Origin of the sequence: Neolewinella xylanilytica (assembly GCF_002934605.1) — a bacterium.
GTDB lineage: Bacteria > Bacteroidota > Bacteroidia > Chitinophagales > Saprospiraceae > Neolewinella > Neolewinella xylanilytica.
The window spans coordinates 715,756-742,195 of the sequence record NZ_PTJC01000006.1; the positions used below are offsets into that span (position 1 = coordinate 715,756).

Sequence of the window (26,440 nt, forward strand, 5' to 3'; positions counted from 1 at the left end):
AGGGCGGTCTATCCGGACGAACGTGTGGGTGATCGCCAGGGTTTCACCCTCAACTTCCGGTATCCGCATTGCACCCGCGCGCGGCGCCCAAACTTAAAACCCTCGATCGTGTACAAAAAGCTTACTCTTTTATTTGGTGCCTTCCTGCTCTCCGTATGCGTTAGCGCTCAACTGGGCATTAAAGCCGGCGTAACCCTCGGCGGCACCTACGGTAGCTCGGAGGAGTTCAACGGGGATAAGATCGAATCCATCGATCCCGCCGTCGGCTATCAGTTCGGGATCACCGCACAGGTAGTCGATCTGCCCCTCTTCAAACTCAACGCGGAGCTGCTCTACGAAAACCGCCGCGGGCAGAAGCATGCCAACTTTACTATTCCGGCATCCGAGCAGGTAAGCGTCAATACCGACATCAGGTTCCGGAATAGCTTCGAATACCTCAGCCTACCCCTGCTGGCCACCTTCGGCGGGGATAAATTCAATATCTACGTCGGTCCCAGCTTCAGCTATTTGCTGGCGGCTTCTTCCGACGTCACCACCCGGACCACCGTCAGCCCCGCACAGGCGGCGGGGAGCGGCGGTCTGCCGTCCAATGCCACTGCGGAAACCGAAATCGACTTTATCGAGGACTACGAAGACTCCTACATCAATCGGTTCAACGTAGCCGCTAACGTTGGCGTCATGTTCCCCATTCTGCCACGGACGAGCCTGGATATCCGTGTGTACCACACCCTAACGGATATCACGAACGACGACGAAGACCGCAGCATCATCGATCGTGCCATCGGCAATCCCGACCCGGGGCTACGTGACGATAACGATTCCAGCGTTGGCGTGCAGGCAAACCTGGTATTCCACTTTTAGGGTTGAACCCCGTCGCGGTCCCGGCGTTGCATCCTCATGTTCCACACACTGAATTCCCCGGCCGATCTGGACGACGCCATCCAGGCGAGCCACGACCAACCCATCGTTATTTTCAAGCACAGCAACAACTGCCCCTTCAGCGCCCGCGCCCAGGAGCAAGTAGTCAATGCCAAGCACGATCTGGAAATTTACGGACTCGTAGTGCAGTATAAAAAGGACGTCTCGGATGCCGTAGCCGAAAAACTCAACGTCGAGCACGCCAGTCCCCAGGCCATTATCGTACACCAGGGGGCGGCGGTGGCCCATTACTGGCGTTCCGAGATCAAGGAAGACCGCCTGAAGGAAGAGGTCAATCGACTCGCCGGCCAGTCGTGATTCCCGGTTCCGAATTAATTCTGAATCCGGACGGTTCCGTCTACCACCTTCATTTACTGCCCGGGCAGATCGCTAACGACATTATCACCGTCGGCGATCCCGAGCGGGTGGCGGAAATCAGCCGGCGTTTCGACCGGGTGGAGCTGCGCGTGGCGGCCCGCGAATTCGTTACCCACACCGGCGAGCTCGACGGACGGCGCCTCACGGTCATTTCCACGGGTATCGGTACCGACAACGTCGATATCGTGCTGAACGAGTTAGACGCCCTTGTCAATATCGACCTGGAGCGCCGGGAAGTGAAAGCGGAACTGACCGTCTTGAATTTGCTACGACTGGGCACCAGTGGCGCCCTTCAGCCCGATCTGCCCCTCGGTAGCATTTTGCTGTCCGCCGGGGCGCTCTCCGCCGACGGCCTGATGCCCTACTACGGTGTCGATGGGGTGGGGGATGACTTCGGCACCGCCCTTTCCGAATTTGTGACTGCGAACGGCCTGAGACTACCGGTCGATCCCCTCTATTTCAGCCCCGTCCTGCCCGACTTTCTAAACCACCCGGCCGGCAAGCAACTGCCGCGGGGAGTAACGTTAACGGCCGCCGGCTTCTACGCCCCCCAGGGGCGGAGCCTGCGGTTGCCGACCCGACTCCATCCGGAGCTGCTCGACGTACTGCGGCGTTTTGACTATCGCGGCCTGCGCATCACGAATATCGAAATGGAAACGGCGGGCATCTACGGCCTGGCCAACGCTTTGGGCCACCGGTCGGCTTCGCTATCCGCGCTCCTCGCCAACCGGGGAGCCGGCACCTTCAGCAAAAATCCGGCGGCGGCCGTGGATGCGCTGATCGACCTCGGGCTACTCCTCCTCACCGACCGCGACGGTAGCACTGATGCGGCTTAGGTAAAGCTCCGTGGTCGCTTCCCGTTCGTGGTACATGGGCCCAAAGCGAACGTTCCATTCCATCTCTCCGTAGGTATAGCTTTTGTGAATGGTGATTTGCTGGGCGAACGTCCGGTCGTACCCTTCGATGGTGACGAGCAGCTCCGAAAATCGCTGGCAGTAGTCAGCTTTTGTCCATCCGTGCATCGGACTGGCCGGATCGATGGGGTGAACGATCGTCCAGTTCAACGGGAACAACGAGACGAAATCCCGTTCCAGGCTGAGGGGGTGAAAATGTCGTTTCAGGTCACCGTCTCCGTCTTCCAGCCAGGTGAGGACCACGCGGGCCGTCAGGTTGATCAGGTTGGTATCGCGCTTGTTGGCGATCCGGAATTGCAGGCTCGGGAGTCCATTCCGGTAGGGAGCGTAGATGGCCCGCTCCGAAAAAATTACCATGCGGGTGGGTCGGGAAAAACGGGCGAAAAACAAACCGGTCACGAGAGCCAGTGACACCCATCCCAGCAGGGCCAGCAGGGCGGCCAACGTATTTGAGGCCGCCGAAATGGGCGCGATCGCTCCGTAGCCCACGGTGGTGAACGTCTGAATACTGAAATAAAAACATTCCAGGAACTTTCCCCAGTTGGTCAGTCCGCCCCGTACCCCGTTGAGATGATCGGTGCCGATCAGGTAAAATCCCAGCGCGAAGAGGAGATTGCAGGCCGTATAGGCAAGCAGGTTAAGGATGATGAACCGCGGCCAGGACATCTCGACCAGGTTCTGGTAGGGCGCGAAAACGGACCTTCCGCGCCGGATTACGTTAAACGTGCCATCGGGGTTAATGAGCCGGGTGCCGGGTTTACGCGCGATCTTGTTACCAAGGCCGAGGTCTTCTTCCTCCCTTTCCGCGGTCGTTTCGATACCCCGCCCAAACCGCTGCCGCAGATTCGAGAATTTCATCGTACCAAAGATACTTTTGGTAGAACTTTTGCGCCAAAGCGCGGGTGCAACGCGAATTTTGTTCCGTTAAAAAATGTGACGGAGGAAACTCAAAAAACTATGGAAACTTACAACTACGCTAAAGTTTCCGGCGTTTTAGGCGGGATGGAATTAACCGAAGACCAACAGAAGCTTGTGAACTCCGCCAGGGAGTTATTCAAGCGTATTGGTATCCGCAGCGTGAGTATGGACGATATCGCCCGCGAACTCGGTGTGTCGAAGAAAACCCTGTATCAGCTAGTGGATAACAAGGAGCAACTGGTTCGAATGGTGATGGCGGAGCAAACCTGCGGGGATCTGAAGGTGCTGGATCAGCACCGCGACGAGGCCCTGGACGCCATCGACGAGCTGCTGCGCAACAGTCGGTACTTCATCCGGTCCATGCGCTCGATTTCTCCTACCGCCGTTCACGACCTCCAGAAGTATTACCCCGATATCTTTCATTCTCGTGTAAAGGATCACCACCAGGTGTTTCTGGATCGGGTCAAGGACAACCTCAACCGGGGCATCGCCGAGGGGATTTATCGCTCGGACATCGACGCCGAAGTAATTGCTCAACTTTTCGTGGGAACGACCGCCATGGTGATGGACCGCTCGGTCTTTCCGGCACATGAGCGTCCGTTGTCTCTCATTCTCCACCAGCATAGCACCTACCACTTCAACGGCATCGTCAACGAGGCCGGTTACGAGCGGGTCAAGACGTATCTGCAACAGGAGGACCTGTCATAATCACTCACCATGCAAGCATTATTAACCTACGTATTGCTTTTCGTATGCCTCGGGCTATCGGCTCAGCAGGCCAATCCGCCGGTGTTTTCGCTCCAGGATGCGGTCAATTATGCCTATGAGAACGCGAACAGCATCCGCAATGCCCGGGTCGACATACTGGATGCGGAGCAGAACATTCGCGAGCAACTGAGTACCGGTTTTCCCCAGATTTCCGCGGCCCTGGACTACACCCGCTACCTTAAGGTACCCGTCCTTCCCCTGCCCGAAGCCTTTGCCGCCCTCAACCCCGACCCGAATGCGCCGGCTCCGGAGGGCATCGCGTTTCAGCGGAAAAATAACTTTACCGGCGGACTGAACGTCAGCGGGATGTTGTTCGACGGTTCCTTCTTCGTCGGGCTGCGGGCGGCTCGGGCCAGTCGCGACTATTTTAACCTCCAGCTCGAGGATGCCCAGCGACAGGTTCGCAATCAAGTCACCCAATCTTATTTTCCGGTTCTGCTGACTTCCACCAATCTCGAAATCGTGGAACGCAACATCAGCAACCTGGAAAAACTCTTGCGGGAAACGGAGGCCCAGTACGAAGCCGGCTTCGTCGAACAGCTGGATGTCGACCGGCTCGTGCTTAGCCTGAATAACCTGCGCAGTACCCGCAACGACCTGGAGCAGCAACGGGAGAATGCTTTGCGAGCGCTCAAATTCAGTCTGAACTTCCCGGAGAACCAGCCCCTGGACGTCTCGGAAGATCTTGAGGCCCTGGAGCTCGAGGTTGAATCGGCTGCCCTGAGCAGCGACGTTCCCTACCAGCAGCGTAGCGAGGTACGTCTGTTGGATCAGACGCTGGCGCTGCAGGATCTCAACATCGATCTACAGAAGGCTGCCTACCTCCCGCGCCTGAGCCTCGTCGGTTCCGCTCAGTATCAGTACCAGGGAGACAGTTTTAGCGATGGTTTCTGGGCCCCCACCGCACTGGTAGGCCTTTCCGCCGCCATTCCGATCTACGATTTCGGCGGACGCAGCTCCCGGCTGGAGCGCGCCCGACTGGATAAGGAGAAGGTCGTCAATCAGCGCGACGACCTGGTGCGCAGCATCGACCTGGAAGTCCGCAACGCCCGCGGCTCCTTCAATGCCGCCCGCGACCGACTGGAAAATACCCGTCAGAATCAGGAACTGGCGCAGCGCATCTACGAGACCACCCAGATCAAATACCGCGAAGGCGTGGGTAGTAGCATCGAAGTGGTCCAGGCCGAACAACAGCTTTACGAAGCTCAGGCCAACTATCTCAACGCACTCTACGACACCCTGGTCGCCAAAGAAGACCTTTACATAGCCCTCGGCCAATGAAAACTATCCTAACATATTTCCCCATGCAGCGCTTCGTTCCGGTTGTGTGCCTTGCCGTCCTATTAGTTGGTTGTGGATCCTCGGCCGAGGAGTCCGAACCGGAAACCTTCGAGGAGATTCAGGAAGTCCTGAAGGGCAGACGGGCCGAACTTCGCGAACTCACCCAGGAGGTGGAAATGCTGGAGGCCCGATTAGCGGAGATCAACCCTGATTTCGCCCCGAATGCGACGCTGGTTTCCTACGAAACCATCGATACGTCCAGCTTCACCAACTTCGCCCAGGTCCAGGCAACCGTACGCGCCGCGGAAAGTGCCATGGCGACCCCGGAGATCCCCGGCAGAATACTACAGATGAACTTCGAGGAAGGCGACCCGATCCGCAAGGGCCAGCTCGTAGCCGTGCTCGACGTGGAAGGAACCGAAACTCAACGGGCCGAACTGGAGACGGCCGCCGACCTCGCCCGGACCGTTTACGAAAGGCAGGAAAAGCTGTGGGAGCAGAACATCGGTTCCGAGATACAGTACCTGCAGGCAAAGAACAATTACGAGCGGATCCAACAGCAGATCAAGGCCATCGATATTCAGGCGAACAAGCGCAATGTTTACGCTCCGCTCACGGGAACGGTGGAACAGGTGCTGTTGCGGACCGGGGAGAACGCCGCCCCGGGTTCACCCATCTTGTCGATCATCAGCACCAACGACCTTCAGGTGGTGGCCGATGCGCCGGAATCGCTACTCTCCCGAGTGAAACTCCGGGATAACGTCCGCGTCCGGGTGCCAGCCTCCGGAGTCGAGTTCCAGGCGCCGGTTACGCGTATCGGACGTACCGTCGACCCGGCCAACCGCACCTTTGAAGTGGAACTGGACGTGCCGCGCCAGTACATCGACGTGCTGAAGGCCAATTTGCTCGCCCAGGTGGAAGTACTGGACTACCGCGCCGACGAGCAGATCGTGGTCAGCCAGGACTACATCCAGCAGGACAACGACGGCCGCCGCTTCGTTTTCACGGCTAACGAGGCCGACGGAGAGACGGTGGCGCGTAAAACCTACATCGAAACGGGGGAAAGTTTCAACAACCGCGCAGTCGTAACGAGCGGGTTACAGACTGGCGACCGCATCATTACCAACGGCTCCCGCGGACTGGCCGACGGACAGCCCATCGACTTGAGCCGTTCGCCACAGGAAACTGCCGCCCCCGAAAAACTGACCACTAATGGCTAAGCAGCAAAAGCGGACCTTCGGGCTCACCAACCTATCCGTCGAGAACGGAACCAGCGTATTTTTGCTGGCCGTCATGATCCTTATTTTCGGGCTGTACGCCTACGTGCAGGTGCCGAAGGAGCAATTTCCCGAGGTAAACCTGCCCCAGGTATTCGTTAATACGCCCTACTTCGGCAACTCCGCCGCCGATATTGAGTCGCTGGTCACCCGACCGCTCGAGAAAGAATTGCAGAGCGTCGACGGTGTCAAGACCATCCTTTCGACGAGTATCCAGGATTTTAGCTCCATCACGATCGAATTCAATTCGGACGAAGACGTAGACGAGGCGACGCGAAGAGTGAAGGACGCCATTGACCTGGCCCGACCGGAGCTGCCTTCCGACCTCGATACGGATCCGGTGGTTCAGGAGATCAATACGGCCAAGATCCCCATCATTACCATCAATGTCAGTGGCGATTATCCGCCGGACGAACTCCGCCGCTACGCCGAGGACATGCAGGACGCGTTGGAAGATGTAGACGGCGTCAGCGCCGTCAACCTGAAGGGGGTCCAGGATCGGGAAATCGAAATCGCCGTGGACGTCCAGCGAATGGAAAGCCTGGAGATCAGCTTTCAGGACATCGAAAACGCCGTATCGGGCGAAAACCTGACGTTATCGGGCGGTGAGATTGTCAACAACGGCGTTCGCCGCGCCATCCGGGTGGTTGGTGAATTCGACGATGCCCGCGAGTTGGCCGGAACCGTCATTAAGCGGGAAAACCAGCGACTGGTTTACCTGCGCGACGTGGCCGACGTCACCTTTGGTTACGAGGACCCCACCAGTATTGCCCGGGCGGACGGCTTACCCGTAATCAGCCTGGAAGTGATCAAAAAGAGCGGAGAAAACCTCCTCAGCACCACCGACGCGCTGAAGGAGACGGCCGCGGAAATCCAGCAAAGCTTTCCGGAAGACCTGAGCATCACCTACTTTAACGACCAGTCGAACAACACCCGCGACCAGGTGGAAAACCTGGAGAACAGCATCATCAGCGGGGTCATCCTGGTCGTAGTGGTATTGCTGTTTTTCCTGGGTTTACGCAACGCGCTTTTCGTCGGCATCGCGATCCCCTTATCGATGCTGATGGGTATCCTGTGGATTTGGCTCAGTGGGGTAACCCTCAATATCGTGGTGCTTTTCGCCCTGATTCTGGCGTTGGGACTGCTGGTGGACAACGGGATTGTCATCGTCGAGAACATCTACCGCTACCGCCAGCTCGGGGAGGGTGCGGAACGGGCGTCTAAATACGGTGCCGGTGAAGTTGCCTGGCCCATTATTGCTTCCACGGCCACTACGCTGGCCGCGTTCCTGCCGTTGGCGATCTGGCCGGGCATCGTGGGAGAATTCATGAAATACTTTCCGATTACGCTGATCCTCGTCCTGGTCAGTTCGCTCATCGTGGCGCTGGTCATCAACCCGGTATTTGCCAGTCAGTTCATGGAGGTGGATAAGCGCGCCGATACCCGGAGACAACGTCGCCGCAAAGTGCGCAACACCCTGTTCCTCGCCGGGATATTAATGCTCGTCGGAGTGATCGGGTTAGTGGTGGGCGCGGTATGGTTGTTCAACCTGATGGTGATTTCCACCCTAACCACCCTGGTTTACTTTTTTCTCCTGCGCCCGGCGTCCTTCATCTTTCAGGACCGCTTTCTGCCCTGGCTGGAGCACCAGTACAACCGATCGATCGGCTTTTCTCTTCGCTACAGCAAGTCCATCTTCGGGGGAACCATCGCACTGCTGCTGATCGCGTTGGTGCTGACGGCCATTAAGCCGCCGCAGATCGAGTTTTTCCCCAGTGCGGACCCCCTGTACGTCAATGCTTTCGTCGAACTTCCCCTGGGTACGGATATCTCCGCGACCGATGATGTGGCCAAAACCCTGGAGCAGCGGTTGCTCGCTTTGCTCGAGCCCTACGGAGATATCGTCGAAGCCGTCTTGACGCAGGTGGGGGAAAACACCGCGGATCCGAGCGCGCCGCCGGAGCCCGGCGTAACGCCCAACAAAGCCCGCATAACCGTCACCTTCGTTCCCTTTCGCGATCGGGGTGGGGTGAGCACCACCGACATCATGGAGGAGATTCGGCAGGAGGTTCGCGGCCTGCCCGGCGTGAAGGTCAGCGTGGATCAGAATGCCAGCGGTCCGTCTACCGGAAAGCCCATCAACCTCGAGATCACCGGGGATAACGTCGAGCGCCTGGTTCCGCTCGGAGACGATATTATCAACTACATCAACCGTCAGGGGATTCCGGGAATTGAGGAACTTTCCGCCGACATCAAACTCGGCAAACCGGAGTTACTGGTGAACGTCAACCGGGAGGCTGCGCGCCGTTACGGCCTGTCCACCGGCCAAATCGCCTCGGCGCTGCGCACGTCGGTGTACGGCCGGGAGATCAGCACCTACAAACTGGGGGAGGATGAATACCCGATCATCATCCGGCTGAACGAGGGTGACCGCAACCAGGTCCAGAACCTGCTGAACCAGCGCGTTACCTTCCGCGATCCCGCCACCGGCCGGATTACCCAGGTGCCGATCAGTACGGTGGCCGAGGTCCAGTACAGCAGTACCTACAGCGCGATTAAGCGGAAGGACCTGGACCGGGTGATTACCGTGAGTTCCAACGTACTGGACGGCTATACGGCCAACGAGATCATTCCGGAGATCACCGCCGCGCTGGAAAACTACGACTTTCCCCAGGGCTACAGCTACGAGTTTACCGGCGAGCAGCAGCAGCAGCAAGAAGATGTCGGCTTCCTGTTGGGGGCCTTCGTATTCGCGCTGTTCCTGATCTTTATCATCATCGTTGCCCAGTTCAACAGCATCAGTTCCCCCTTCATTATATTGACTTCGGTCATTCTGTCCACGATCGGCGTACTGCTGGGTTACTTCTTCTTCGGGGGGACGTTTTCTGTCGTATTCACCGGGGTAGGCATCATTTCCCTGGCCGGGGTGGTAGTGAACAACGCTATCGTGCTGATCGACTATACGACCTTGCTGATGCGAGAAAAAGTAGAGGAACGGGGGCTGGAGAAGATTTCCGAACTGGATATGGATGACATTCGCGATGCGATCATCGAGGGGGGGGAAACCCGCTTGCGGCCGGTGTTGCTTACCGCGATTACTACCGTGTTGGGGCTTATCCCACTAGCGGTCGGCTTCAACTTCGACTTCTTCAGTTTTGTTGCCAACTGGGACGGCCGGCTTTTCATCGGCGGCGACAACACGGCTCTTTGGGGCCCAATGGCCTGGACGGTGATCTACGGGCTGGTATTCGCCACCTTCCTTACCCTGGTGGTGGTCCCGGTTATGCTGTGGTTGCTGTACAAAAGCCGCCGGGGCGTGCGCCGGGTCATCGGCAAGTATAGCCATCAGGAGGAGGAACAACCAGAAGGGGAGCTGGCCGTGGAAACTACCTGATACCAATGCGCATCCTCGGCATCGATTACGGAAGGAAGAAGTGCGGAGTAGCCGTAACTGATCCGTTGCAACTGATTGCCACGGGGCTGATGACGGTGCCTACCCACCAGCTGCTGGACTGGTTGACGGATTACCTCGACCGGGAGGAGGTCAGCGATCTCGTGGTGGGGGAATCGCTGACCGAAGACCGGTCCGCCAATCCCATCCAGAAAGAGATCGTAGGATTCGAACGCAAGGTCGCCAAGCGCTTTCCGGAGCTCCGGCTTCACCGACAGGATGAGTTTTTAAGCAGTCGGCGGGCGCGGGAGAGCATGCTGGCCATGGGTATGAAGAAAAAGCGACGCCGGGATAAATCCGAAGTCGACCGGATCGCCGCTACCCTTATTCTCCAGGACTTTCTTGAAGAAAGAAATTAGCTTTGGCGCACACCGCCCTAATACAAACTATAGAAAATGATTTTACCGATCTACGCCTACGGGCAACCGGTACTGAAGCAGGTGGCCGAGCCCATCGATAAGGATTACCCCGGGTTGGAGCAATTGATTGCCGACATGTGGGAGACGATGGAAGAAGCCAACGGTGTTGGCCTGGCTGCCCCCCAGATTGGGAAAAGCATTCGCCTCTTCGTAGTGGATAGCGCGCCAATGCAGGCCGAAGGGGAAGCAGATAAGGGCATCCGCTCGGTATTCATCAACGCCGAGATTATCGAGGAAGCCGGTGCGGATTGCAGCTATTCCGAGGGCTGTCTGAGTATCCCCGACGTGTCCGGTGACGTAGACCGCCCCGAAGAAATTACCATCACGTACCAGGACGAAAGCTTCCAGCAACACACCCGGACCTTTACCGGTATGAACGCCCGCGTCATTCAGCACGAGTACGACCACATCGACGGCATTCTGTTCACCGAACTGTTGTCGCCGCTGAAGAAGCGAATGGTGAAGCGCAGGCTGGCTAAGATCCGGAAGGGGGATATTGAGCTGAAGTACCGGATGAAGTTTATTCGGGGGTAGGGGGGGCTCGCTGCTTTAGAGGCTCGCTTCGCTCGCGTAGCCAGGTTATTTTCTGCCAAAGTCGGCGGGAATCTCGCCCCAAACCTCCGTTTTCCATTTGTAGACGGGGTTGGTGATGGTGTTGGCCTTTAGCCAGGCCTCCGCGCGGTCGATGAGGTCGTACAGTTCGGCGGTTTTCGCATTTCGGGCTAGGGTAGTCTTACACTTTCCCTTCCGTATCCAGCCCATGGCGATTTTAGAATCGGTATAGATGGGCAGATCGGGTTGCGCCTGCTTTTGCAGGAAGGCCAGGGCGTGGACGAGCGCCAGAAATTCCCCGATATTATTGGTTCCTAAGGGAAAAGCCCGGTGGAAGAGGCGTTGGCCCGAAGTGGTGGTCACTCCCTGGTATTCCATGCGCCCGGGGTTTCCGGAGCAGGCGGCATCGACGCTGATGCTTTTTCCGACGATCTTATCGGTGCTGGGGAAGGACGAGCCCCGGGAACCGGATCCTTTCTTAGTGCCGGTACCGATGCTTTTTTGGAGATACGATCCGAATCCCTTGCGAAAGGCGGCTTCGGCCTGCGCGGGGTCGGGAAAACCTTTATACTTCGCACCTTTGTAACCCTCGATCTGTTGCTTGGCAGATTCCCAGTCGGTGTAAACTCCCGGCCGGTGACCCATCCAGACGACGTAATATTTCTTTTTCGCCATAGGCGTGAAGGTATACACCAAAGTTAAGCCGGGAAGGCATCTACTCGCAAATGTTCATTGATACGCACACCCACCTGTACAGTCCGAAATTCGACCATGACCGACCGGAAATGATCGTCCGGGCCAAGCAGGCGGGCATTCAACGGGTGCTGTTGCCCGCCATTGACCGCGGAAGCCACGAGGCCATGCTGGCGCTGGAGGCAGCGTACCCGGATTTTTGCCTTGCGATGATCGGGCTACACCCGGTGAGTGTACAGGACGATTTCGAGGAAGAGCTGGCAGCGGTAGAACGCTACTTGTCAGCCAGGCCCTGGGTCGCGATTGGGGAAATCGGTATGGACCTTTACTGGGACGCAAGTTTCCAGCGGCAACAGGAAGAGGCCTTCCTTCGTCAGTGCGAGTGGGCCATTGCGTACGATCTGCCCATCAGTATTCACGCGAGGAATGCCATAGACAACTTGCTGGAAATCCTTGAGGGTATAGGCAATCCCAAGCTGAGGGGCGTTTTTCATTGCTTCACGGGGGACGTCAGCCAAGCACGCCGCGCGGTTGACTTAGGGTTTTACCTGGGTATCGGAGGGGTGGCAACGTTTAAAAACGGTGGAATACAGGAGGTAATTCAGTGGATGCCCCGGGATCGGGTAGTATTAGAGACCGACGCACCTTATCTTGCGCCATCTCCTTACCGGGGGAAGCGGAACGAAAGCGCTTATCTTCCCCTGGTTGCCCGGCAAATTGCGGCGGCCTGGGAGGCCCCGCCGGAGGAGATTGCCCGGCTAACCACCACCAATGCCCGTCGGCTATTCGACCTGGATCGATTTCCGATGCGCGATGCCGGTTGACTAGCTGCTGTTTACGCATAAATGGGGTAGCTTATTTTCCGGGAGGCAGATAAAAATTTTGTTTTGTTGAACGTTTTTACAATTTTTGCGTCTGCGACCGCGGTTCTTGGCTAGGGCTTCCGTCGCCGCTTTTCTCAACGGAGAAAGCTATCTTGGGCCAAAGTCGTAGCGGAGAGGGGGAAGAAAAGTCCATTATTTAGAATGGAAACGCCAACCTCTACACCGGTCTACTTTCAGTGACCCATCAATGGATGGCGGTCAGCGATTGAAAATTTATACGGAGAAGTGCTCGAGTGGTTGAAGAGGTACGCCTGGAAAGCGTATATACGGTAACCCCGTATCGAGGGTTCGAATCCCTTCTTCTCCGCAGCACCCCGCACCGGTTCGGTGTGGTGTCTTCAGCTTATCATCACGCAAATTATTCGTTAAACCTCAAATACGGCTATGCGACATTTATTTAAAACACTGGCGGTTCTTTCGCTGGTAGCCTTTTCTGCCGCTGATCTGGCAGCCCAGGATTCCGAAGGATTCCAGGTCTTGAAGAAGCAGTTCATCGATGGAGACTGGCGCTTCATGGCAATCGTACTGATCTGTCTTATCCTTGGCCTTGCTTTCTGCATCGAGCGGATCATCACGCTTAACCTTGCCTCTACCAATACCGACAAGTTGCTTTCGCGCATCGGTGAGCGGCTCGAAGCCGGTGACGTCGAAGGTGCTAAGGAGGTTGCAAAGTCCACCCCCGGCCCCACCGCCAGCGTCCTTTACGAAGGACTGCGTCACAGCAGTGAAGGCCCCGATGCCGTAGAGAAGGCCATCGTAAGCTACGGTTCCGTACAAATGGGTTTGCTGGAACGCGGCCTCGTTTGGATCTCGCTCTTCATCGCCATTGCCCCGATGCTTGGCTTCATGGGTACGGTAATCGGTATGATCCAGGCCTTTAACCGTATCGAAACGGTAGGTGACCTTAGCCCCGCGGTTGTAGCCGGTGGTATTAAAGTGGCCCTGCTTACGACGGTATTCGGTCTGGTAGTTGCCATTATCCTACAAATCCTGTATAACTACATCGTCAATAAGATCGATGGTATTGTTAACCGTATGGAAGACGCTTCCATTGCCCTGGTAGACATCATGGCGACCAACAACACCTTCACGACTACGACCCGTCCCCGCGTATAATCTGCCACTCGCAAAATCCAATCAAATATGTATTCATTTTTGAACAAATACGGCCAAGCGCTGGCTTTCGGGATTGGAGTGCTGATTACGATTATCTTCCTTGCTTCGATCTTTTCCGCTGACGAAACTACCCTGGACATGCTCCTGGCTAATGATAAGTCGCCGGAAGCTTACGAGACGGGCATCTTCAATTTCGGAATATACATTTCCGTTATCCTTACCGCCCTGGCCTTCATCGTTGCGGTGATTTTCGGGGTAGTTCAGATGGCCAGTAATCCCAAGGGTTCGCTGAAGGGTATCGCCGGACTGGTGGTGTTGCTGCTGATCCTTTTCATTGGCTACTCCACGGCTAGCGGTGAGGTAACCGACCCCGAGATCGCCAATGCCATCGAGAAGTTTGAGACCTCGCAGGAAGCGACCATTACTCCAGGAAACCTCAAATTTATCAGTGGATCCATTATCACCGCCGTGGTGATGATCGGCCTGGCTATCCTGACGCTGATCGTGTTCGGTATCCGGGGACTGTTTAAATAATCCAACCCTCAACAAACACTAAGATCATGGCTAAGACCAAAACGAGAGACCGGATGAATAACGAGATCAATGCAGGCTCGATGGCGGACATCGCCTTCCTGCTGCTGATCTTCTTCCTGGTCACCACTACCATCGCTGAAGACAAAGGTATCCTCGTCAAGTTGCCGCCGTGGTCGGATGAGGAGCCCGATATTACCAAGCTGAAGGAACGCAACGTCTTTTCGGTTCTCGTCAACGCCGATAACCAATTGCTGGTGCGCGACGAGCCCGCCCGCATCGGCGAGCTGCGGGAGCGCGCCAAAGAGTTCATCATGAACCCTGCCAACCGCCCCGATCTTGCCGAAGGACCTAAGAACGCGATCATTTCCTTGAAGAACGACCGGGGTACGGATTACGATACCTACCTGGCCGTCTACAACGAGCTGAAGGGTGCTTACGACGAGCTCTGGAGCGAATTGTCCCAGCGGCGCTACGGTGAGCCCTACTCCGAAGAGATGCCCTTTGCGCAGCGTAAAGCTATCCGTGATGAGATACCCATGGTTCTCTCCGAAGCCGAGCCTACCAACTTTGGTGAAGAAAACTAGGTTTAACCCGCGGGCCGGTCAGATCCTGGCCGGCCCGTTTTCTTTTACCCACCAAACCGGCTCCCGGTTGCATCTGTCTAATAGCACCGATAAAAATTAAACCTCTACCATGGCTAAGTTCAGTAAAAAGCGCGGTAAGTCCTCTCCCGCGATCTCCACGGCCTCCTTGCCCGATATCATCTTCATGCTGCTTTTCTTCTTCATGATGGTAACCGTACTTCGGGACTCCGATCTCAAGTTACAGGTCAACACCCCCGAAGCAACCCAGCTAACGAAACTCGACGAAAAGTCACTGGTCAACTACATCTACATTGGCCGCCCCACCACCCAGTTCCAGAGCGTCTACGGCACCTCTCCCCGTATCCAATTAGGGGATAAGATCTCCACCGTCGACGACATTCCCCTGTTCCTCGAACAACACAAAGTGAAGCTGCCGGAAGCCAAGCGCTCTCGCATCACTTCCTCCCTACGGGTGGACGGCGAGGTGACGATGGGTATCGTTCAGGACGTCAAAACCAAGCTGCGTAAAAGCAACCAGCTAAAGATTAACTACTCCGCCGGCACGCGTACCGACGCGCTGGATTAACGTTACTATCGGCTAGGCTACTACCAGCCGTACCTATTCAACACGCGCCGCTTTCCCACACGGGGAAGCGGCGCGCTTGTTTTGGATCGGGTCAATCGCTTCCTGATAGCCGATAGCCCTACATTAGGCTACTTCTTCACCCCTCTAGGCGATGTAGCCAGCGAGGTGTCTGGGTCTGGAAGGCACCCAACCTTGGCATATTTAGGTTCGCCGCCAGATTCCCGGGGCGAGACGTTCCAGGTCGAGAGCAGGGAGTTGCTATCTCGGCCGGATGGCCGCTCGACCACGGATTGTCTCGAATTGCTACTGCATCCGCAAGTCGAACGAAGTGGGTCGCTATCTAGGCCCGGCTGGTGCTCGACCGTGGATTGCTATCTCGGTCCGGAATGCGGGATGCGAACCCGGCTTTGTCCGTCGTGTCCGGTTCAAAGAGCCAAGCTGACGGCTTCTGAAACTGGCAAAAGAAAGCCCGCTCGGATGCTAACATCCGAGCGGGCTGGTATCGGTCTTCAGACGTCGAACAACCAAACAGGGGAGAGGAGGCTCCGAACTTATCCTTAACGAGCGGACCCGGGTGCGGACATGGCATCCGGATTCAGTACGGCTTCGTCCGCCGGCACTTCGCCCTTCTGTCGTTTGATGTAGATGTACAGGATGATGAATATGGGAATCAGGATCGTCGGAAAGATCGCGATTGACCCTAGTGTCTCCTGGCCGGTGGCCAGCTCCGCAGCTGCCCCCTCGAGGCCCCTGGCGTAAGCTTCCTGCCGTCCGCTGTCGATCCAGCCACCAATGATGGGGTTCCAGATACCGGCTCCGAGCATGCCCGCTCCGCCAATTAGGGATAGACCGAGCGCGCCGGACTTAGGGATATATTCCGCGGTGAAACCCAACATAGTCGGCCAGAAGTAACATAGACCCAGGGCGAATACGGCGGTGCCGACGTAGACCATCGGGCCGGTAACCATGCTCAGCATGTAAAGACCGGCGGCGGAGAGAACGGCCGAGGCAATCAAGACGCCTACCGAATTGAACCGATGGATTAACGGACCGGCGAAAAAGCGGCCGGTGGCCATAATTCCCGCTGTCATGGCCAGCAGCAGCATGGCGTTTGCTCCGGCGTTACCTAAGATGCGCTCCACCCACTGGGTGGCCCCAAACTCAGTAGTAGCCGTCATCGTCATAATGAGCGCTACCGCGATAAATAGAAAAGTGAAGATGCCGGAAAGGTTGGTAGTCATGTCTCCGACGAGGTTCTCGGTCTTCGGGAACTTTTGTCCGAATACCATAACCCCGTAGATGATAGTGGGAATGATCATCGTAGCGATCAGGATTTGCCATCCCACGATGCCCGTCAGCGCAAAAGCAATAAGCGAACCAATCACCGTACCGCCGGGAAACCAAACGTGGAACTTGTTCAACATGCTGGTTTGCTTGTCCGGATACATGTCCGCAATCAAAGGGTTGCAGGCTGCTTCGACCGACCCGTTGGCGAACCCGATAAAGAAGGTCGAAATGATCAGTCCCCAAAATCCGCCGGCCAACATCGTCAGGACCAATCCAATCATATGGCTGATGAAGGCCATGATTAGAAGATTCTTCGGTCCGACTTTATTGTAAACGGCACCCCCCACCAACATGGCGATCGGAAATCCGTAGAAAGCCATGGAGTTAATCCAGCCGAGCTGACTGTCCGCTAGGCCAAAATCCCGGGCCAGATCCGTCAAAATACCCGCCCGAATGGCAAAGGTCATGGAGGTGACGATCAGTGCTATACAGCTGGCCAGAAAGAGTTTGTCCCGATTTTCGGGAATTTTATATTGCCGGGTCGCAGCCTTGGCTACGCCTCCATCGTTGGAGTCTACGTACATGATGTGGTACTTTAAGTTTGAGAGTAGTTGTTATTTGGCATCCAGCTGGCGGATGCGAATGTTCCGGAACCACACCGGGTCGCCGTGGTCCTGCAGGCTGATCTTGCCGGAAGTATACTGGCCGAACTGCTCCCAGTTTTTGAACTTGGATTCGGCGATCATGGCGTCCCATTCGTCTCCGGTATTGTCGTAGGCTACGACCAGTTCCCCGTTCTGCCACTGTTCCACGTGCCCGTCGGTGACCACCAGGCGGATGCTGTTCCATTCTCCGGCCGGCTTGACGTTCACGGGGTCTGCGGTGATCATGTCGTAGAGATCGCCGGAGCGGTGGGTCACGATCTTGGCATCGGGGTGGCAGCTGTCATCCAGGATCTGCATTTCCGGACCGGTATAGTAGGATGATTCGAGGTCGGCGCTTTCCTTCACGTTGTAAATGAGTCCGCTGTTCCCGCATTCCCCGATCTTCCACTCCAGCTCTAGTTCGTAGTTGGAATAGCTTTCATCGGTGGTCAGGTCGCCACCGCCCACTACGCCGTGCTCTCCCTTGTTGGAAGTATCGAGGTAAAGTACCCCTGCATCATCAACTTTCCAGGCGCTTCCCGCTGCATCCTGGTTGTAGGAATGCCAGGGCTCCAAATCGCCGTCGACGAGCAAATTAGTCCAGTCGCCCCCGGCATGGTCGGAGGGCTGCTCCGTGCGGGCGAGTTCTTCGGCGGTCCCGGACTGTTCACCCGATTCCAGCCGGTTGACATTGTCACCGCAGGCTAACAAGGTCAGTGCGCAGAAGGCACTGAGGTATGGCTTATACATGATCGTAGTTTAATGGCCTAAGGTAAGCAGCAAGCATGAAATGCGAAAACCGGCTTTGGACCCGCTTACTGCACCAGTAAGCGTCGGTACGCCCGGTCCAGATCCCGCGCCGACTGCTCGCTCCGGTAATGTCGGGACACGAAGGCCGCCCCCGCCGGGCCTAATTGCTCGCGCAGGCTGCTGTCTTCGACGAGCCGGACAATGGCCTCCACCAGGGCGTATTCGTCCCGGGGCGGAACGATGAGGGCCGTTTCCCCATCGATGCCGAGGCCGCGATTCCCGCCAATGTCCGTCATGATCGTTGGCCGCCCGAGGAACATCGATTCCAGCAGTACTTTACTCAGTCCCTCGCCCTTCACGCTGGGGAGTAAACTCATATCCGCGGCGGCGATCAGGCGAAGCACGTCCGGCCGCCAGCCGGCGAAGGTGAAATCTTCCTCATCGTGGTAGGGGCTGTCGGCCAGGTCCGCCCGCAGGTCGTTGTTGTCCAGGTCACGGCCCACGAAGAGCAGGTGAAGGGGCATTTCGGCGGGCAATCGGCGAATAGCGGTACCGAGGTACTCCATCCCCTTCATCGTTCGCCCGTTCGCCACGACGATCAATACCAGCCGCCCGGCGGGAATATTGAATTCCCGGTGCAGGTCCAGGGGCGCAACGTCGGCGTACCACGCGGGATCGTGCCCCTTGCTGACTACCACCGTCTTCTCGGAATCAAAGAACAGCTGCCCGTCCAGGTCGTCCTTGACGGCCTGACTGACACAGGTGATGAGGTCTACGCGGGGATTGAGGTGTTTGAGGTAGGCGGTCGGGTCCCACCAGTGTACGTTGCCGCAGTAGCCCCGGTAGGTCGCCACCTTGCCCGACCAGCCGCGCGCCGCTCGCAGGCCGGCGGCCACCGCTTTGCTGTTAAACAGGTGGAGCATATCGTAGTGCCCTTCGTCCAGTTCACGGCGGATGCGGTCGCTATCCCGGCGGCCGAATTTGCTTTCCGGGTGCCAGTCGATGATGCGTACGCCGGCGGCTTCCAGTTCCTCCAGGTAGTTGGCGTCCCGCCGCGGCGTCATTATTGTAATCCGGTAGCCGTAGTCTCGGGACAACCGTATCCACCATTGCCCCTCGGGGCGGATGGCATTGAGGCTGTCGCGGTAATCCGAAATGACCAACACCGAAGGCGAGGGGGCACTCATCTAGCAAGAATTTTACGGTAAACGCCCATCATCGAGGAAGCGGTAGCGGTGGGGCCGAAGCGGTTTAGGGCGTAATGGTACCCCTTTTCCCGCATTTGTTGCGCTAAGTCGGGGTCATCGAGCAGCCGGGCTACCGCCGTGGCTACCGTGGCGGCGTCGGTGGGATCGATGTAGAGCGAGTCCGGCCCTCCGGCTTCGGGTAGGGAAGACCGGTCGGAAGTGATCACCGGCGTACGGCTCAACAGCGCTTCCACGACCGGTAGCCCGAAACCTTCCGCGAGGGAGGGGTAGATCAGGGCCGTCGCGTTGCGGTAGAGGGTTTTGAGGGCCAGATCGTCGGACAGGTCGTCTATCCAGTGTAGGTAAGGACTGGCGGTACCGAAAGCCCGATGGCGCTCCAACTCGGCCCGGTGTTTGCTGCCCCGACCCACTACGATGATGGGTAGCCGGTGCCGATCATCCAGTTGGGTGTAGGCCTCCAGCACGATTTCCAGGTTCTTCCGGCGGGTGATGCTTCCGACGAAGAGGAGGTACCGGTCGGGGAGGGTATAGCGCTGCCGCAACCGGGCCATATCCACCGTCCGATCGTCGAAGAACAGCGGATCACAGCTTTGGTAAACAACATCGATCTTTTCGGCGGGGATACCGTACTCGGCTACGATCTGAGATTTCGTGGCTTCGCTGATCGCCACCACCCGATCGGCGGTCCGGCAAGCATAACGGGTCTTCAGGTGGTAGATCGTCCGATCAATGAGGGGATACAGCTGCGGGTGGGTGCGAAAGATCAAATCGTGAACGGTTACCACTGATCGAATGCCGGCAGCTTGCAGCCCCAGCGGCAGCTCGTGGCTTAAACCGTGGTATAGCTCGATACGGTGTCGTTTCAGCTCCCGGACTACACCATAGCTTCGCCAGAGGGACGCCGTGGACTTGAACGGGGCGGTGTGTACGTCCACGTTCGCCAGGGTCCGGAAAGGCGTCGTGACCGGGTTTTCACCGAAGGGGGGCGTATACAGGTGGTAAGCTTCGTCAGGGTAATGCGCAACCAGGTTCCACAGGGTCGTACGGCTGTAATTGCCCAAGCCGGTAAAGTTGCGAAACAGTCGTTTGCTATCGTAGCCCAGCCGCATCGTCAGACCAGCCTTTCGCCGTTAGCATCGGTAGTTAGTACCTCGCTAAAGTAATCGAAGAAGGGGCGAAGGGCCAGAAGTACGTCCTCCGCCCGATCGATGAAGCCGGGGTCCAGTACCTCGGCTTCGGAGAATTCGCGGGCGGCGTAGAACTGCTTGTAGCGTAGCAGATCGATATCGGGGTGGTCCCGGGGGTAGCCCTGCGGTGCCGTTTTAAGTTGCTCGCCGCGGAGGGCACTGAATTGCCTGCCAAATTCCTTGTCCGCTAAAATGGCCCGCAGCGCACCCGCGTCCGCCGCCAACTCCTGCCGGATCCGGTTCAGGTCGTCCCGCTCGATGCCGTAGAAGCCACCACCGACCATGTTCCGCTCCGGGGAAAGGGAGAAGTAATAGCCGCCGCGGCGGAGCAATCCATCGCGCTCGAAGCTCCCGGCGATATTAGTTTTGTACGGGAGCTTATTCTTGCTGAAACGGACGTCCCGGTAGATGCGGAACAGGGACTTGCGCCCGCTTTCCGTGCTGATCACGTCGGTCTTCCGGAGGCGTTCCAGCAGGGCTTCGGCGAAGTCCGACACGTTCGCCCGCGCGGCCTCGTAGCGCGGTTTGTGGTCCGTAAACCAGTCGCGGTCGTTGTTGGCCGCCAGGTCGCGCAGGAAATCGTAGGTTGAGCGTTGCACTTTCATCGGCGGCAAGGTAAAGGTCCTTTGGGGAAGGGGGAAACGATAAAGGGGTTCCGGAAAGCCGGGCCATCGACATCCGGGTCTACGGACGGGCAGACTGCCGTACTTTTGCCCCATGCATTCCTTCCGCCGCCTCCTCGGCTATATGGGTAATTACCGCGGCCTGGTGGCGATCGCCATCGCCTGCAACGTGCTGACGGCGGCGTTCACGGTGGTGTCCATCCCGATCTTTCAGCCCTTTTTCAACTTGCTGTTCGAACAGACCGAGCCGGTACTGGCCGCTCCGGAAGCCATTGATTCGCTGGATGACCTGGAACAGTACGGCGGCTACCTCGTGACGCAGTGGATACGGGAGCAGGGCAGGGAGCAGGCCCTCACCTACATCTGCGCCTTCCTGCTGCTTTCCTTTTTGCTCAAGAACCTGTTTCGCTACCTGGCGCTCTTTTTCATGGCTCCGGTGCGCAACGGCATCATCCGCGATCTGCGCAACGAGCTCTACACCCACCTTTTACACCTCCCCCTGGGCTACTTCACCGAGGAGCGCAAAGGCAATCTCCTGAGCCGGATCACCGGCGACGTGCAGGAGGTGGAGAGCAGCATTCTGAACGTGCTGGAGGCCATCTTTCGGGAGCCCTTCATCATCATCGGCTCGCTGGCCTTCATGATCTTCGTGAGCCCCTCGCTAACCCTCTTCGTTTTCGGCCTGATGGTATTTACCGGGGTGGTCATCGGCGGGGTCGGCAAGCGGCTGAAGCGAAGCAGCGGGGTGGTACAGGAGAAACTGGGCGAAATCGTCAGCCGCACGGAAGAGAGCCTGGGCGGACTCCGCATCATCAAATCCTTCGGGGCCGAGGGCTACCAGTCGGGCCGCTTTGCCGAGCTGAACGACAGCTACCGCTACAGCCTGACCCGGCTGCTGTGGCGGCGCGATCTTTCCAGTCCGCTAACGGAGTTTCTGGGCATCGCGACCGTAGCAATACTGCTGCTTTACGGCTCTCGCCAGGTATTCGCGGGCACCATGGAAGCGGGAACGTTCATCGCCTTCATTTTCGCCTTCTACATGGTGATCGACCCGGCCAAGAACTTTTCCAAGGCCTGGTACAACGTGCAAAAGGGGTTGGGGGCGTTGGAACGGGTGGAAGAGGTACTCGCCGTACAGAACCCCTTGCTGATTCCGACTTCCGTTAACGAGCGGCCAAAGGTGGGCGACGGGGCGCAGGTGCAAAGCGGAATCCAATTCCACGACGTCGGTTTCCGCTACCGGCCCGACGGGATCGATGTCCTCCACGGCATTAATTTGGCTATTCCCACCGGCAAGATCGTTGCCCTGGCCGGAGCCAGCGGGGGAGGGAAGAGCACCATCGCGGACCTGCTGCCGCGCTTTTACGATCCGACCACGGGGTACATCACCCTGGACGGGAAGGACCTGCGGGACTATCCCATCCGGGAATTGCGCAACCGGTTCGGTATCGTCAGCCAGGAAGCCATTCTTTTCAATGACTCGATCTACAACAACATCGTTTTCGGGCTATCGGACGTGACGCCCGATCGGGTGGAGGAAGCCGCCCGGATTGCCAATGCGCACGACTTCATCGTGGCTACCCCCGGGGGGTATCAGACCAACATCGGCGACCGGGGGAACAAGCTCAGCGGCGGCCAACGGCAACGGCTCACCATTGCCCGGGCGGTACTGCGCAACCCGGATATTCTCATTCTAGACGAAGCTACCTCGGCCCTCGACAGCGAGTCGGAGCGGCTGGTGCAGGAAGCCCTGCAGCGGCTGCTGCAGAACCGCACCGCCCTGGTGATCGCCCACCGCCTTAGTACCATTCAGAACGCCGACCTGATCGCGGTGATGGACCAGGGCCGCATCATCGAACGCGGCACCCACGGGGAGCTGCTGGAGCGGGGTGGGGCTTACCGGAAATTGGTGGAGCTGCAGGAGGTGTAGGGGGCGCACTGCGAAAACCTACCTTCATATCACTTAGCGGGTTCTCTTTCACGTACCTCAGGAGCCGGGAATACGTTTCCATCACCAAAGAGATAACTATTGCTAATTTGCAATGGTCCTGCTGCTCGGACCGAATTTTTCACCTATGCGGTTCTTCTTTTTTGCAGAAGCGCGCACACCTACACCCTGACTTTTATGCTATGCGGATAAGCCTGATATTGGGGCTGCTAGTTGCGGGCCTTCTGTTTACCCGGTGCGTGGAACGCGATATCATACTGCCAAGCGAGCCGGTTGACCCCCAGCTGGTGGTGCTTGCCTACCTGATCGACGGAGCTCCCGCCGAGGTATTTATCAGCAAGCTGCTCCCGCTCGATGCAGATACGATCGATTACGGCGTCCCCAGCGCAATGGTAAAGCTCTACCGAAACGATAGCCTGGAGACGACGCTTCTCTACTCATTGATTTACGGATCCAACTGTGGTGAAGTAGGTCCTAGTGGTCGGTGTCCATTTTCTGCAAGCAAGCATATCAGCCCGGACTCGCTGCAGCTACAAGATGGGGCGGTGTACCGCATCGAAGTGGAGGCCGCTGGTTTTCCTACCGTCAGTAGCGAAGCGGTAGTTTTTAATCGCAACCTGCAGAATCTGAGTATCGAAACCGTGGTAACCGATACAGTAACGGGCTCCAGGCAGCGTAAAGCACTTACCATTGATACAATAGCGATTGACTACGATTATACAGGAGGACGGGAAGATTTGCTTTATCTGTACCTGGATTTTGATTTTCGGGATAGTAGGAGTGTATATAATGATTGGTTGTGGGGCATAAATGGCCCCGTAGCCGACTGGCGCATCCCGCTCAATACTGCGGGAGGGAAGCAGGTATTCGTGCAACCCGGACCGGCCATTGATCAACGGCCCGTAGGCTTTCCGATCGATCGTTCCTTTACCGTCAATATTACGCGGTACCCCGCAGAGTACCTCCGCTTCTACGAGACCGTGACCGCACAGGATCTAACGGTCTCCGGCATATATGCAGGAGCGCCATCCTCCATACCAACGAATATGACCGGTGGTTTAGGCTATTTCGTCATCCTTGAACACTACGTCGGTGACCTATTCATCCTGCAGTAAAGCACCCACAAGGTGGACTTTCGGGTTGGTGCTCGTCTTTTGCGGCACGATACTTTTCGGGCAGCAATCCCTGCAGGGCATTGTCCGAGACAGCCTGACCCACGAAAGCCTGCCCTTCGCCAGCATTCGCGCCAACGGTAATTTGCCGTCCGCGACCGCCGATGCGAGCGGATACTTCACTGTACGCATCGACAGCATCCGGCCGGGTGACTCGCTGTACTTCAGCTACGTTGGCTACCAACCTAGGGCGCTGTCGCTGCTGCGGTTGGATCCCGACCGACCGAACCGGATTGACCTGACTCCTAACGCCGATTTGCCAACCGTTGAGGTGAGGGCTACTTCCGCTAATCCTGCCCCCTCGGCAACGGTTCTCCGACCGTCGGTCGCCGAACTGGAACGCACCCCGGCCATCCTCGGGGAAGTCGACCTGCTTAAGAGTCTCACCCTGTTGCCGGGCATAAGCGGAGGCAGCGAGGGCACGGCAGCCCTCAATATTCGGGGAGGGAATCCAAACCAAACGGATCTGCTGGTCGATGGTAATCGCATTTATAACGTCAACCACATTGGCGGATTTCTGTCCGCGCTTCCCTCCTTCGCCACTAAAACGGTCACCGTCTACAAGGGCGGAGTGCCGGCCCGCTACGGCGGACGTCTCAGCGGCGTAGTGGACGTGATTCTGAAGGAAGGCCGCCGCGACCGATTTTCCCAATCCTATACCCTCGGCCTGGGAACCCTGCAGGCCGGTCTGGAGGGTCCGGTGGGGGAGAAGTCTTCTTTTCTGCTCAATGGCAGGTATTCCTATCCGATCTTACTCTACAATCTGAGCACTTCCGGGTCCCACAAGCGCAATGAACACGGTGCATTCAGCACCGTGGGGCTTTACGATGTCGCAGGGAAGTTTCGCCGTGAAGCGGGACGACACGTCGTGACGGCCTCCGCCTTCCTGAGTGGGGACGATGGCTGGGACCAGGAGGATTACGGGATCGACGTGGTCACCAATGATTTTGGCTGGGGGAATCGGTCGTTTACCGTCAAGCACCAATACCGGGCTCCGGGCGGCGGTGTATGGACCAACTCCGCCCAGTACCTCAACTACCGGTATGAAAACCGACAGCAACAGTTTCTGAAGCCCGGACAGTCCTTCCCGCTGGACGCTGCCAAGCGGTTGCTCATCAATGACCTTAACGACGTTTCGCTCAACACGGAATTCGCCCGCAGCATCGGTGCGCACCTCGACGCTTATGGTGGATTAACCGCCCACGGTCACCTGTTCCGGGCGAGCGTGTCCGACGAAATCATTTCCGATGAGGAACTGGTGCTGTTTGCCCGCCAGGTAGAACAGGATACGGTTGAACTGGCCGCCTATGCATCCGCCGACCTGCGCCTGGCCCGGGATCGAATCCAGCTGATGGTGGGTATGCGTATGAGCGGATTAGGATTTGCCGTGCCCCGTAACGTCGAGCCGCGGCTGCGCCTCTCGGTCAATCCGGTCGGTGGGTTCTTTATACACGGCTCTTACGACCGGCACGTACAGTATGTCCACCAACTTACGCCGGAGGTGGCCATCTTCCCGAACGAGCTGTATTTGCTTGCCGGGGATCGTTTTCCCGCGGAGCGTTCCGAACAACTGGCCGTCGGCGTAGCCGGCCGGCACGGAAAACTGCAATGGTCCGTCGATCTGTTCCGGAAGTATCTGGATGACCTGGTCCGCCTGAATCCGGGGGAGGAGCGAGACGATGACTTCGTACGGCGTTTTCCTGAGAATGTCATCGGCGGGGGCAACGGCAAAGTGGAAGGGTTGGAGCTATACGTCAAGCGCGAAGCCGAAGTGTTCTCCTACAGTGTAGCCTACACCCTGAGCCGCTCGGATCGGCAGTACGCGCAGGTAAACAACGGAGCGTGGTTTCCTTTCGCCTTTGACCGTACCCATGATATCGGCATCACGGCTTCGCAGAAACTTCCCCGAAACTGGCGGTTGAACCTGGCATTTATCTACCAATCGGGTCATCGCTTTACCGCCCCCGTTGCCATTTCCGCCTTCTACTATCAGTGGGGAGACTATAACGGTGCCCGCCTGCCCCCATTTCACGTACTGAACCTGGGCGCCACCAAATCCTGGACGGGGAAGAAGCGAGCCAATCGGGAACACCGGCTGACGCTGTCCACTTACAATACCTATAACCGCCCCAATCCCTACGCCGCCGAGATCCGGCCGCAGCGGCAACGGGTTGTTGATGCAGCCACCGGCCAGGAGGTAACAATTGCCAGTTACCGGGCGCTTACCTATTCGCTTTTCCCGATTCTGCCCAGTATCAGTTACACGGTGGTGATCAATTGATGTAGCTCCGGTTTTGAAATCAATATGCCCAGGTGCTATGAATCCCGTGAAACTGAACCTTACCATC

Annotated in this window: 24 protein-coding genes and 1 tRNA gene; 18 read left to right on the forward strand and 7 right to left on the reverse strand. The window is 57.4% G+C overall.

Annotated elements, in window-relative coordinates; genetic code table 11:
- Window positions 1–108 precede the first annotated feature (108 nt).
- From CLV84_RS12205 to CLV84_RS12215, 3 genes are read left to right on the forward strand one after another with little or no spacing between them, the layout of a single operon-like run.
- Window positions 109–861 (forward strand): porin family protein, encoded by a 753-nt coding sequence (locus tag CLV84_RS12205; RefSeq protein ID WP_170067680.1) that lies wholly within the window; start codon window positions 109–111, stop codon window positions 859–861.
- 36 nt (window positions 862–897) lie between these two features.
- Window positions 898–1,236, forward strand: coding sequence for a bacillithiol system redox-active protein YtxJ (gene ytxJ / locus CLV84_RS12210; protein WP_104420072.1), 339 nt, complete (start codon window positions 898–900; stop codon window positions 1,234–1,236).
- Window positions 1,233–2,132, forward strand: a complete 900-nt coding sequence (locus CLV84_RS12215) for a nucleoside phosphorylase (protein ID WP_104420073.1) — start codon at window positions 1,233–1,235, stop codon at window positions 2,130–2,132. The genes ytxJ and CLV84_RS12215 overlap by 4 nt, the downstream gene beginning before the upstream one ends.
- Here CLV84_RS12215 and CLV84_RS12220 read toward each other — a convergent pair.
- Window positions 2,088–3,068: an ion channel gene (locus CLV84_RS12220; protein WP_104420074.1), complete on the reverse strand. Its 981-nt coding sequence runs from the start codon at window positions 3,066–3,068 to the stop codon at window positions 2,088–2,090. The genes CLV84_RS12215 and CLV84_RS12220 overlap by 45 nt on opposite strands.
- A 99-nt stretch (window positions 3,069–3,167) precedes the next feature.
- On the opposite strand from CLV84_RS12220, the gene CLV84_RS21845 reads away from it, so the two are divergent.
- Genes CLV84_RS21845 through def form a run of 6 tightly spaced genes read left to right on the forward strand, consistent with a single transcriptional unit; the run spans window position 3,168 to window position 10,858 of the window.
- Window positions 3,168–3,836 carry a TetR/AcrR family transcriptional regulator gene (locus tag CLV84_RS21845; RefSeq protein WP_170067681.1) on the forward strand — a complete coding sequence of 223 codons (669 nt, stop codon included), beginning with the start codon at window positions 3,168–3,170 and terminating at the stop codon, window positions 3,834–3,836.
- 9 nt (window positions 3,837–3,845) lie between these two features.
- Window positions 3,846–5,177, forward strand: coding sequence for a TolC family protein (locus CLV84_RS12230; protein ID WP_104420076.1), 1,332 nt, complete (start codon window positions 3,846–3,848; stop codon window positions 5,175–5,177).
- Between the two features lie 23 nt (window positions 5,178–5,200).
- A complete protein-coding gene (locus tag CLV84_RS12235; RefSeq protein ID WP_170067682.1) occupies window positions 5,201–6,397 on the forward strand; it encodes an efflux RND transporter periplasmic adaptor subunit in 1,197 nt (398 codons plus the stop codon).
- Window positions 6,390–9,848 carry an efflux RND transporter permease subunit gene (locus tag CLV84_RS12240; RefSeq protein WP_104420078.1) on the forward strand — a complete coding sequence of 1,153 codons (3,459 nt, stop codon included), beginning with the start codon at window positions 6,390–6,392 and terminating at the stop codon, window positions 9,846–9,848. The genes CLV84_RS12235 and CLV84_RS12240 overlap by 8 nt, the downstream gene beginning before the upstream one ends.
- 5 nt (window positions 9,849–9,853) lie before the next feature.
- The gene (gene ruvX / locus CLV84_RS12245; RefSeq protein ID WP_211295251.1) at window positions 9,854–10,264 is read left to right on the forward strand and encodes a Holliday junction resolvase RuvX; all 411 of its coding nucleotides are present in this window, start codon (window positions 9,854–9,856) and stop codon (window positions 10,262–10,264) included.
- 36 nt (window positions 10,265–10,300) lie between these two features.
- Window positions 10,301–10,858 (forward strand): peptide deformylase, encoded by a 558-nt coding sequence (gene def, locus CLV84_RS12250; protein WP_104420079.1) that lies wholly within the window; start codon window positions 10,301–10,303, stop codon window positions 10,856–10,858.
- A 45-nt stretch (window positions 10,859–10,903) separates the two neighbouring features.
- Here the strand turns inward: def and CLV84_RS12255 are convergent, their stop codons facing one another.
- Complete coding sequence (locus tag CLV84_RS12255) at window positions 10,904–11,551, reverse strand: ribonuclease H1 domain-containing protein (RefSeq protein ID WP_104420080.1); 648 nt, start codon at window positions 11,549–11,551, stop codon at window positions 10,904–10,906.
- Window positions 11,552–11,601: 50 nt separating this feature from the next.
- Between CLV84_RS12255 and CLV84_RS12260 the strand changes: the two genes are divergently transcribed.
- The 6 genes from CLV84_RS12260 (at window position 11,602) to CLV84_RS12285 (ending at window position 15,273) form a co-directional block, all read left to right on the forward strand.
- Entirely contained in the window at window positions 11,602–12,393 is a 792-nt protein-coding gene (locus CLV84_RS12260) for a TatD family hydrolase (RefSeq protein WP_104420081.1), read from the forward strand.
- 279 nt (window positions 12,394–12,672) lie between these two features.
- Window positions 12,673–12,760 (forward strand) — tRNA-Ser (locus tag CLV84_RS12265).
- A 77-nt stretch (window positions 12,761–12,837) separates the two neighbouring features.
- A complete protein-coding gene (locus tag CLV84_RS12270) occupies window positions 12,838–13,569 on the forward strand; it encodes a MotA/TolQ/ExbB proton channel family protein (protein ID WP_104420082.1) in 732 nt (243 codons plus the stop codon).
- 27 nt (window positions 13,570–13,596) lie between these two features.
- Window positions 13,597–14,103 (forward strand): hypothetical protein, encoded by a 507-nt coding sequence (locus CLV84_RS12275; RefSeq protein WP_104420083.1) that lies wholly within the window; start codon window positions 13,597–13,599, stop codon window positions 14,101–14,103.
- 26 nt (window positions 14,104–14,129) lie between these two features.
- On the forward strand, window positions 14,130–14,687 hold the full coding sequence (locus CLV84_RS12280) for an ExbD/TolR family protein (RefSeq protein ID WP_104420084.1): 558 nt from the start codon (window positions 14,130–14,132) through the stop codon (window positions 14,685–14,687).
- Window positions 14,688–14,796: 109 nt separating this feature from the next.
- Window positions 14,797–15,273, forward strand: a complete 477-nt coding sequence (locus CLV84_RS12285) for an ExbD/TolR family protein (protein WP_104420085.1) — start codon at window positions 14,797–14,799, stop codon at window positions 15,271–15,273.
- A gap of 557 nt (window positions 15,274–15,830) precedes the next feature.
- On the opposite strand, the gene CLV84_RS12290 is transcribed toward CLV84_RS12285, so the two are convergent.
- From CLV84_RS12290 to CLV84_RS12310, 5 genes are all read right to left on the reverse strand, one after another.
- Complete coding sequence (locus tag CLV84_RS12290) at window positions 15,831–17,144, reverse strand: MFS transporter (protein ID WP_104420086.1); 1,314 nt, start codon at window positions 17,142–17,144, stop codon at window positions 15,831–15,833.
- Between the two features lie 30 nt (window positions 17,145–17,174).
- Complete coding sequence (locus tag CLV84_RS12295) at window positions 17,175–17,954, reverse strand: 3-keto-disaccharide hydrolase (protein ID WP_104420087.1); 780 nt, start codon at window positions 17,952–17,954, stop codon at window positions 17,175–17,177.
- A gap of 65 nt (window positions 17,955–18,019) precedes the next feature.
- Window positions 18,020–19,141, reverse strand: a complete 1,122-nt coding sequence (locus CLV84_RS12300) for a glycosyltransferase family 4 protein (RefSeq protein WP_104420088.1) — start codon at window positions 19,139–19,141, stop codon at window positions 18,020–18,022.
- Window positions 19,138–20,271 carry a glycosyltransferase family 4 protein gene (locus CLV84_RS12305; protein ID WP_104420089.1) on the reverse strand — a complete coding sequence of 378 codons (1,134 nt, stop codon included), beginning with the start codon at window positions 20,269–20,271 and terminating at the stop codon, window positions 19,138–19,140. Before CLV84_RS12305 ends, CLV84_RS12300 begins: the two co-directional genes overlap by 4 nt.
- A 2-nt stretch (window positions 20,272–20,273) precedes the next feature.
- Window positions 20,274–20,954, reverse strand: a complete 681-nt coding sequence (locus tag CLV84_RS12310) for a DUF2461 domain-containing protein (RefSeq protein ID WP_104420090.1) — start codon at window positions 20,952–20,954, stop codon at window positions 20,274–20,276.
- A gap of 112 nt (window positions 20,955–21,066) precedes the next feature.
- Between CLV84_RS12310 and CLV84_RS12315 the strand changes: the two genes are divergently transcribed.
- The 3 genes from CLV84_RS12315 (at window position 21,067) to CLV84_RS12325 (ending at window position 26,373) form a co-directional block, all read left to right on the forward strand.
- The gene (locus CLV84_RS12315) at window positions 21,067–22,902 is read left to right on the forward strand and encodes an ABC transporter ATP-binding protein (protein ID WP_104420091.1); all 1,836 of its coding nucleotides are present in this window, start codon (window positions 21,067–21,069) and stop codon (window positions 22,900–22,902) included.
- Window positions 22,903–23,159: 257 nt separating this feature from the next.
- Entirely contained in the window at window positions 23,160–24,035 is an 876-nt protein-coding gene (locus CLV84_RS12320) for a DUF4249 family protein (RefSeq protein ID WP_170067683.1), read from the forward strand.
- 28 nt (window positions 24,036–24,063) lie between these two features.
- The gene (locus CLV84_RS12325) at window positions 24,064–26,373 is read left to right on the forward strand and encodes a TonB-dependent receptor (RefSeq protein ID WP_170067684.1); all 2,310 of its coding nucleotides are present in this window, start codon (window positions 24,064–24,066) and stop codon (window positions 26,371–26,373) included.
- Window positions 26,374–26,440: the final 67 nt, after the last annotated feature.

What these genes read in the sequence shown, in the direction of transcription:
- ytxJ (WP_104420072.1), top strand. Translation starts at nt 898, where the DNA reads ATGTTCCACACACTGAATTCCCCGGCCGATCTGGACGACGCCATCCAG.
- CLV84_RS12220 (WP_104420074.1), bottom strand. Translation starts at nt 3,068, where the DNA reads ATGAAATTCTCGAATCTGCGGCAGCGGTTTGGGCGGGGTATCGAAACG.
- CLV84_RS21845 (WP_170067681.1), top strand. Translation starts at nt 3,168, where the DNA reads ATGGAAACTTACAACTACGCTAAAGTTTCCGGCGTTTTAGGCGGGATG.
- CLV84_RS12230 (WP_104420076.1), top strand. Translation starts at nt 3,846, where the DNA reads ATGCAAGCATTATTAACCTACGTATTGCTTTTCGTATGCCTCGGGCTA.
- CLV84_RS12235 (WP_170067682.1), top strand. Translation starts at nt 5,201, where the DNA reads ATGCAGCGCTTCGTTCCGGTTGTGTGCCTTGCCGTCCTATTAGTTGGT.
- CLV84_RS12240 (WP_104420078.1), top strand. Translation starts at nt 6,390, where the DNA reads ATGGCTAAGCAGCAAAAGCGGACCTTCGGGCTCACCAACCTATCCGTC.
- ruvX (WP_211295251.1), top strand. Translation starts at nt 9,854, where the DNA reads ATGCGCATCCTCGGCATCGATTACGGAAGGAAGAAGTGCGGAGTAGCC.
- def (WP_104420079.1), top strand. Translation starts at nt 10,301, where the DNA reads ATGATTTTACCGATCTACGCCTACGGGCAACCGGTACTGAAGCAGGTG.
- CLV84_RS12255 (WP_104420080.1), bottom strand. Translation starts at nt 11,551, where the DNA reads ATGGCGAAAAAGAAATATTACGTCGTCTGGATGGGTCACCGGCCGGGA.
- CLV84_RS12260 (WP_104420081.1), top strand. Translation starts at nt 11,602, where the DNA reads ATGTTCATTGATACGCACACCCACCTGTACAGTCCGAAATTCGACCAT.
- CLV84_RS12270 (WP_104420082.1), top strand. Translation starts at nt 12,838, where the DNA reads ATGCGACATTTATTTAAAACACTGGCGGTTCTTTCGCTGGTAGCCTTT.
- CLV84_RS12275 (WP_104420083.1), top strand. Translation starts at nt 13,597, where the DNA reads ATGTATTCATTTTTGAACAAATACGGCCAAGCGCTGGCTTTCGGGATT.
- CLV84_RS12280 (WP_104420084.1), top strand. Translation starts at nt 14,130, where the DNA reads ATGGCTAAGACCAAAACGAGAGACCGGATGAATAACGAGATCAATGCA.
- CLV84_RS12285 (WP_104420085.1), top strand. Translation starts at nt 14,797, where the DNA reads ATGGCTAAGTTCAGTAAAAAGCGCGGTAAGTCCTCTCCCGCGATCTCC.
- CLV84_RS12290 (WP_104420086.1), bottom strand. Translation starts at nt 17,144, where the DNA reads ATGTACGTAGACTCCAACGATGGAGGCGTAGCCAAGGCTGCGACCCGG.
- CLV84_RS12295 (WP_104420087.1), bottom strand. Translation starts at nt 17,954, where the DNA reads ATGTATAAGCCATACCTCAGTGCCTTCTGCGCACTGACCTTGTTAGCC.
- CLV84_RS12300 (WP_104420088.1), bottom strand. Translation starts at nt 19,141, where the DNA reads ATGAGTGCCCCCTCGCCTTCGGTGTTGGTCATTTCGGATTACCGCGAC.
- CLV84_RS12305 (WP_104420089.1), bottom strand. Translation starts at nt 20,271, where the DNA reads ATGCGGCTGGGCTACGATAGCAAACGACTGTTTCGCAACTTTACCGGC.
- CLV84_RS12310 (WP_104420090.1), bottom strand. Translation starts at nt 20,954, where the DNA reads ATGAAAGTGCAACGCTCAACCTACGATTTCCTGCGCGACCTGGCGGCC.
- CLV84_RS12315 (WP_104420091.1), top strand. Translation starts at nt 21,067, where the DNA reads ATGCATTCCTTCCGCCGCCTCCTCGGCTATATGGGTAATTACCGCGGC.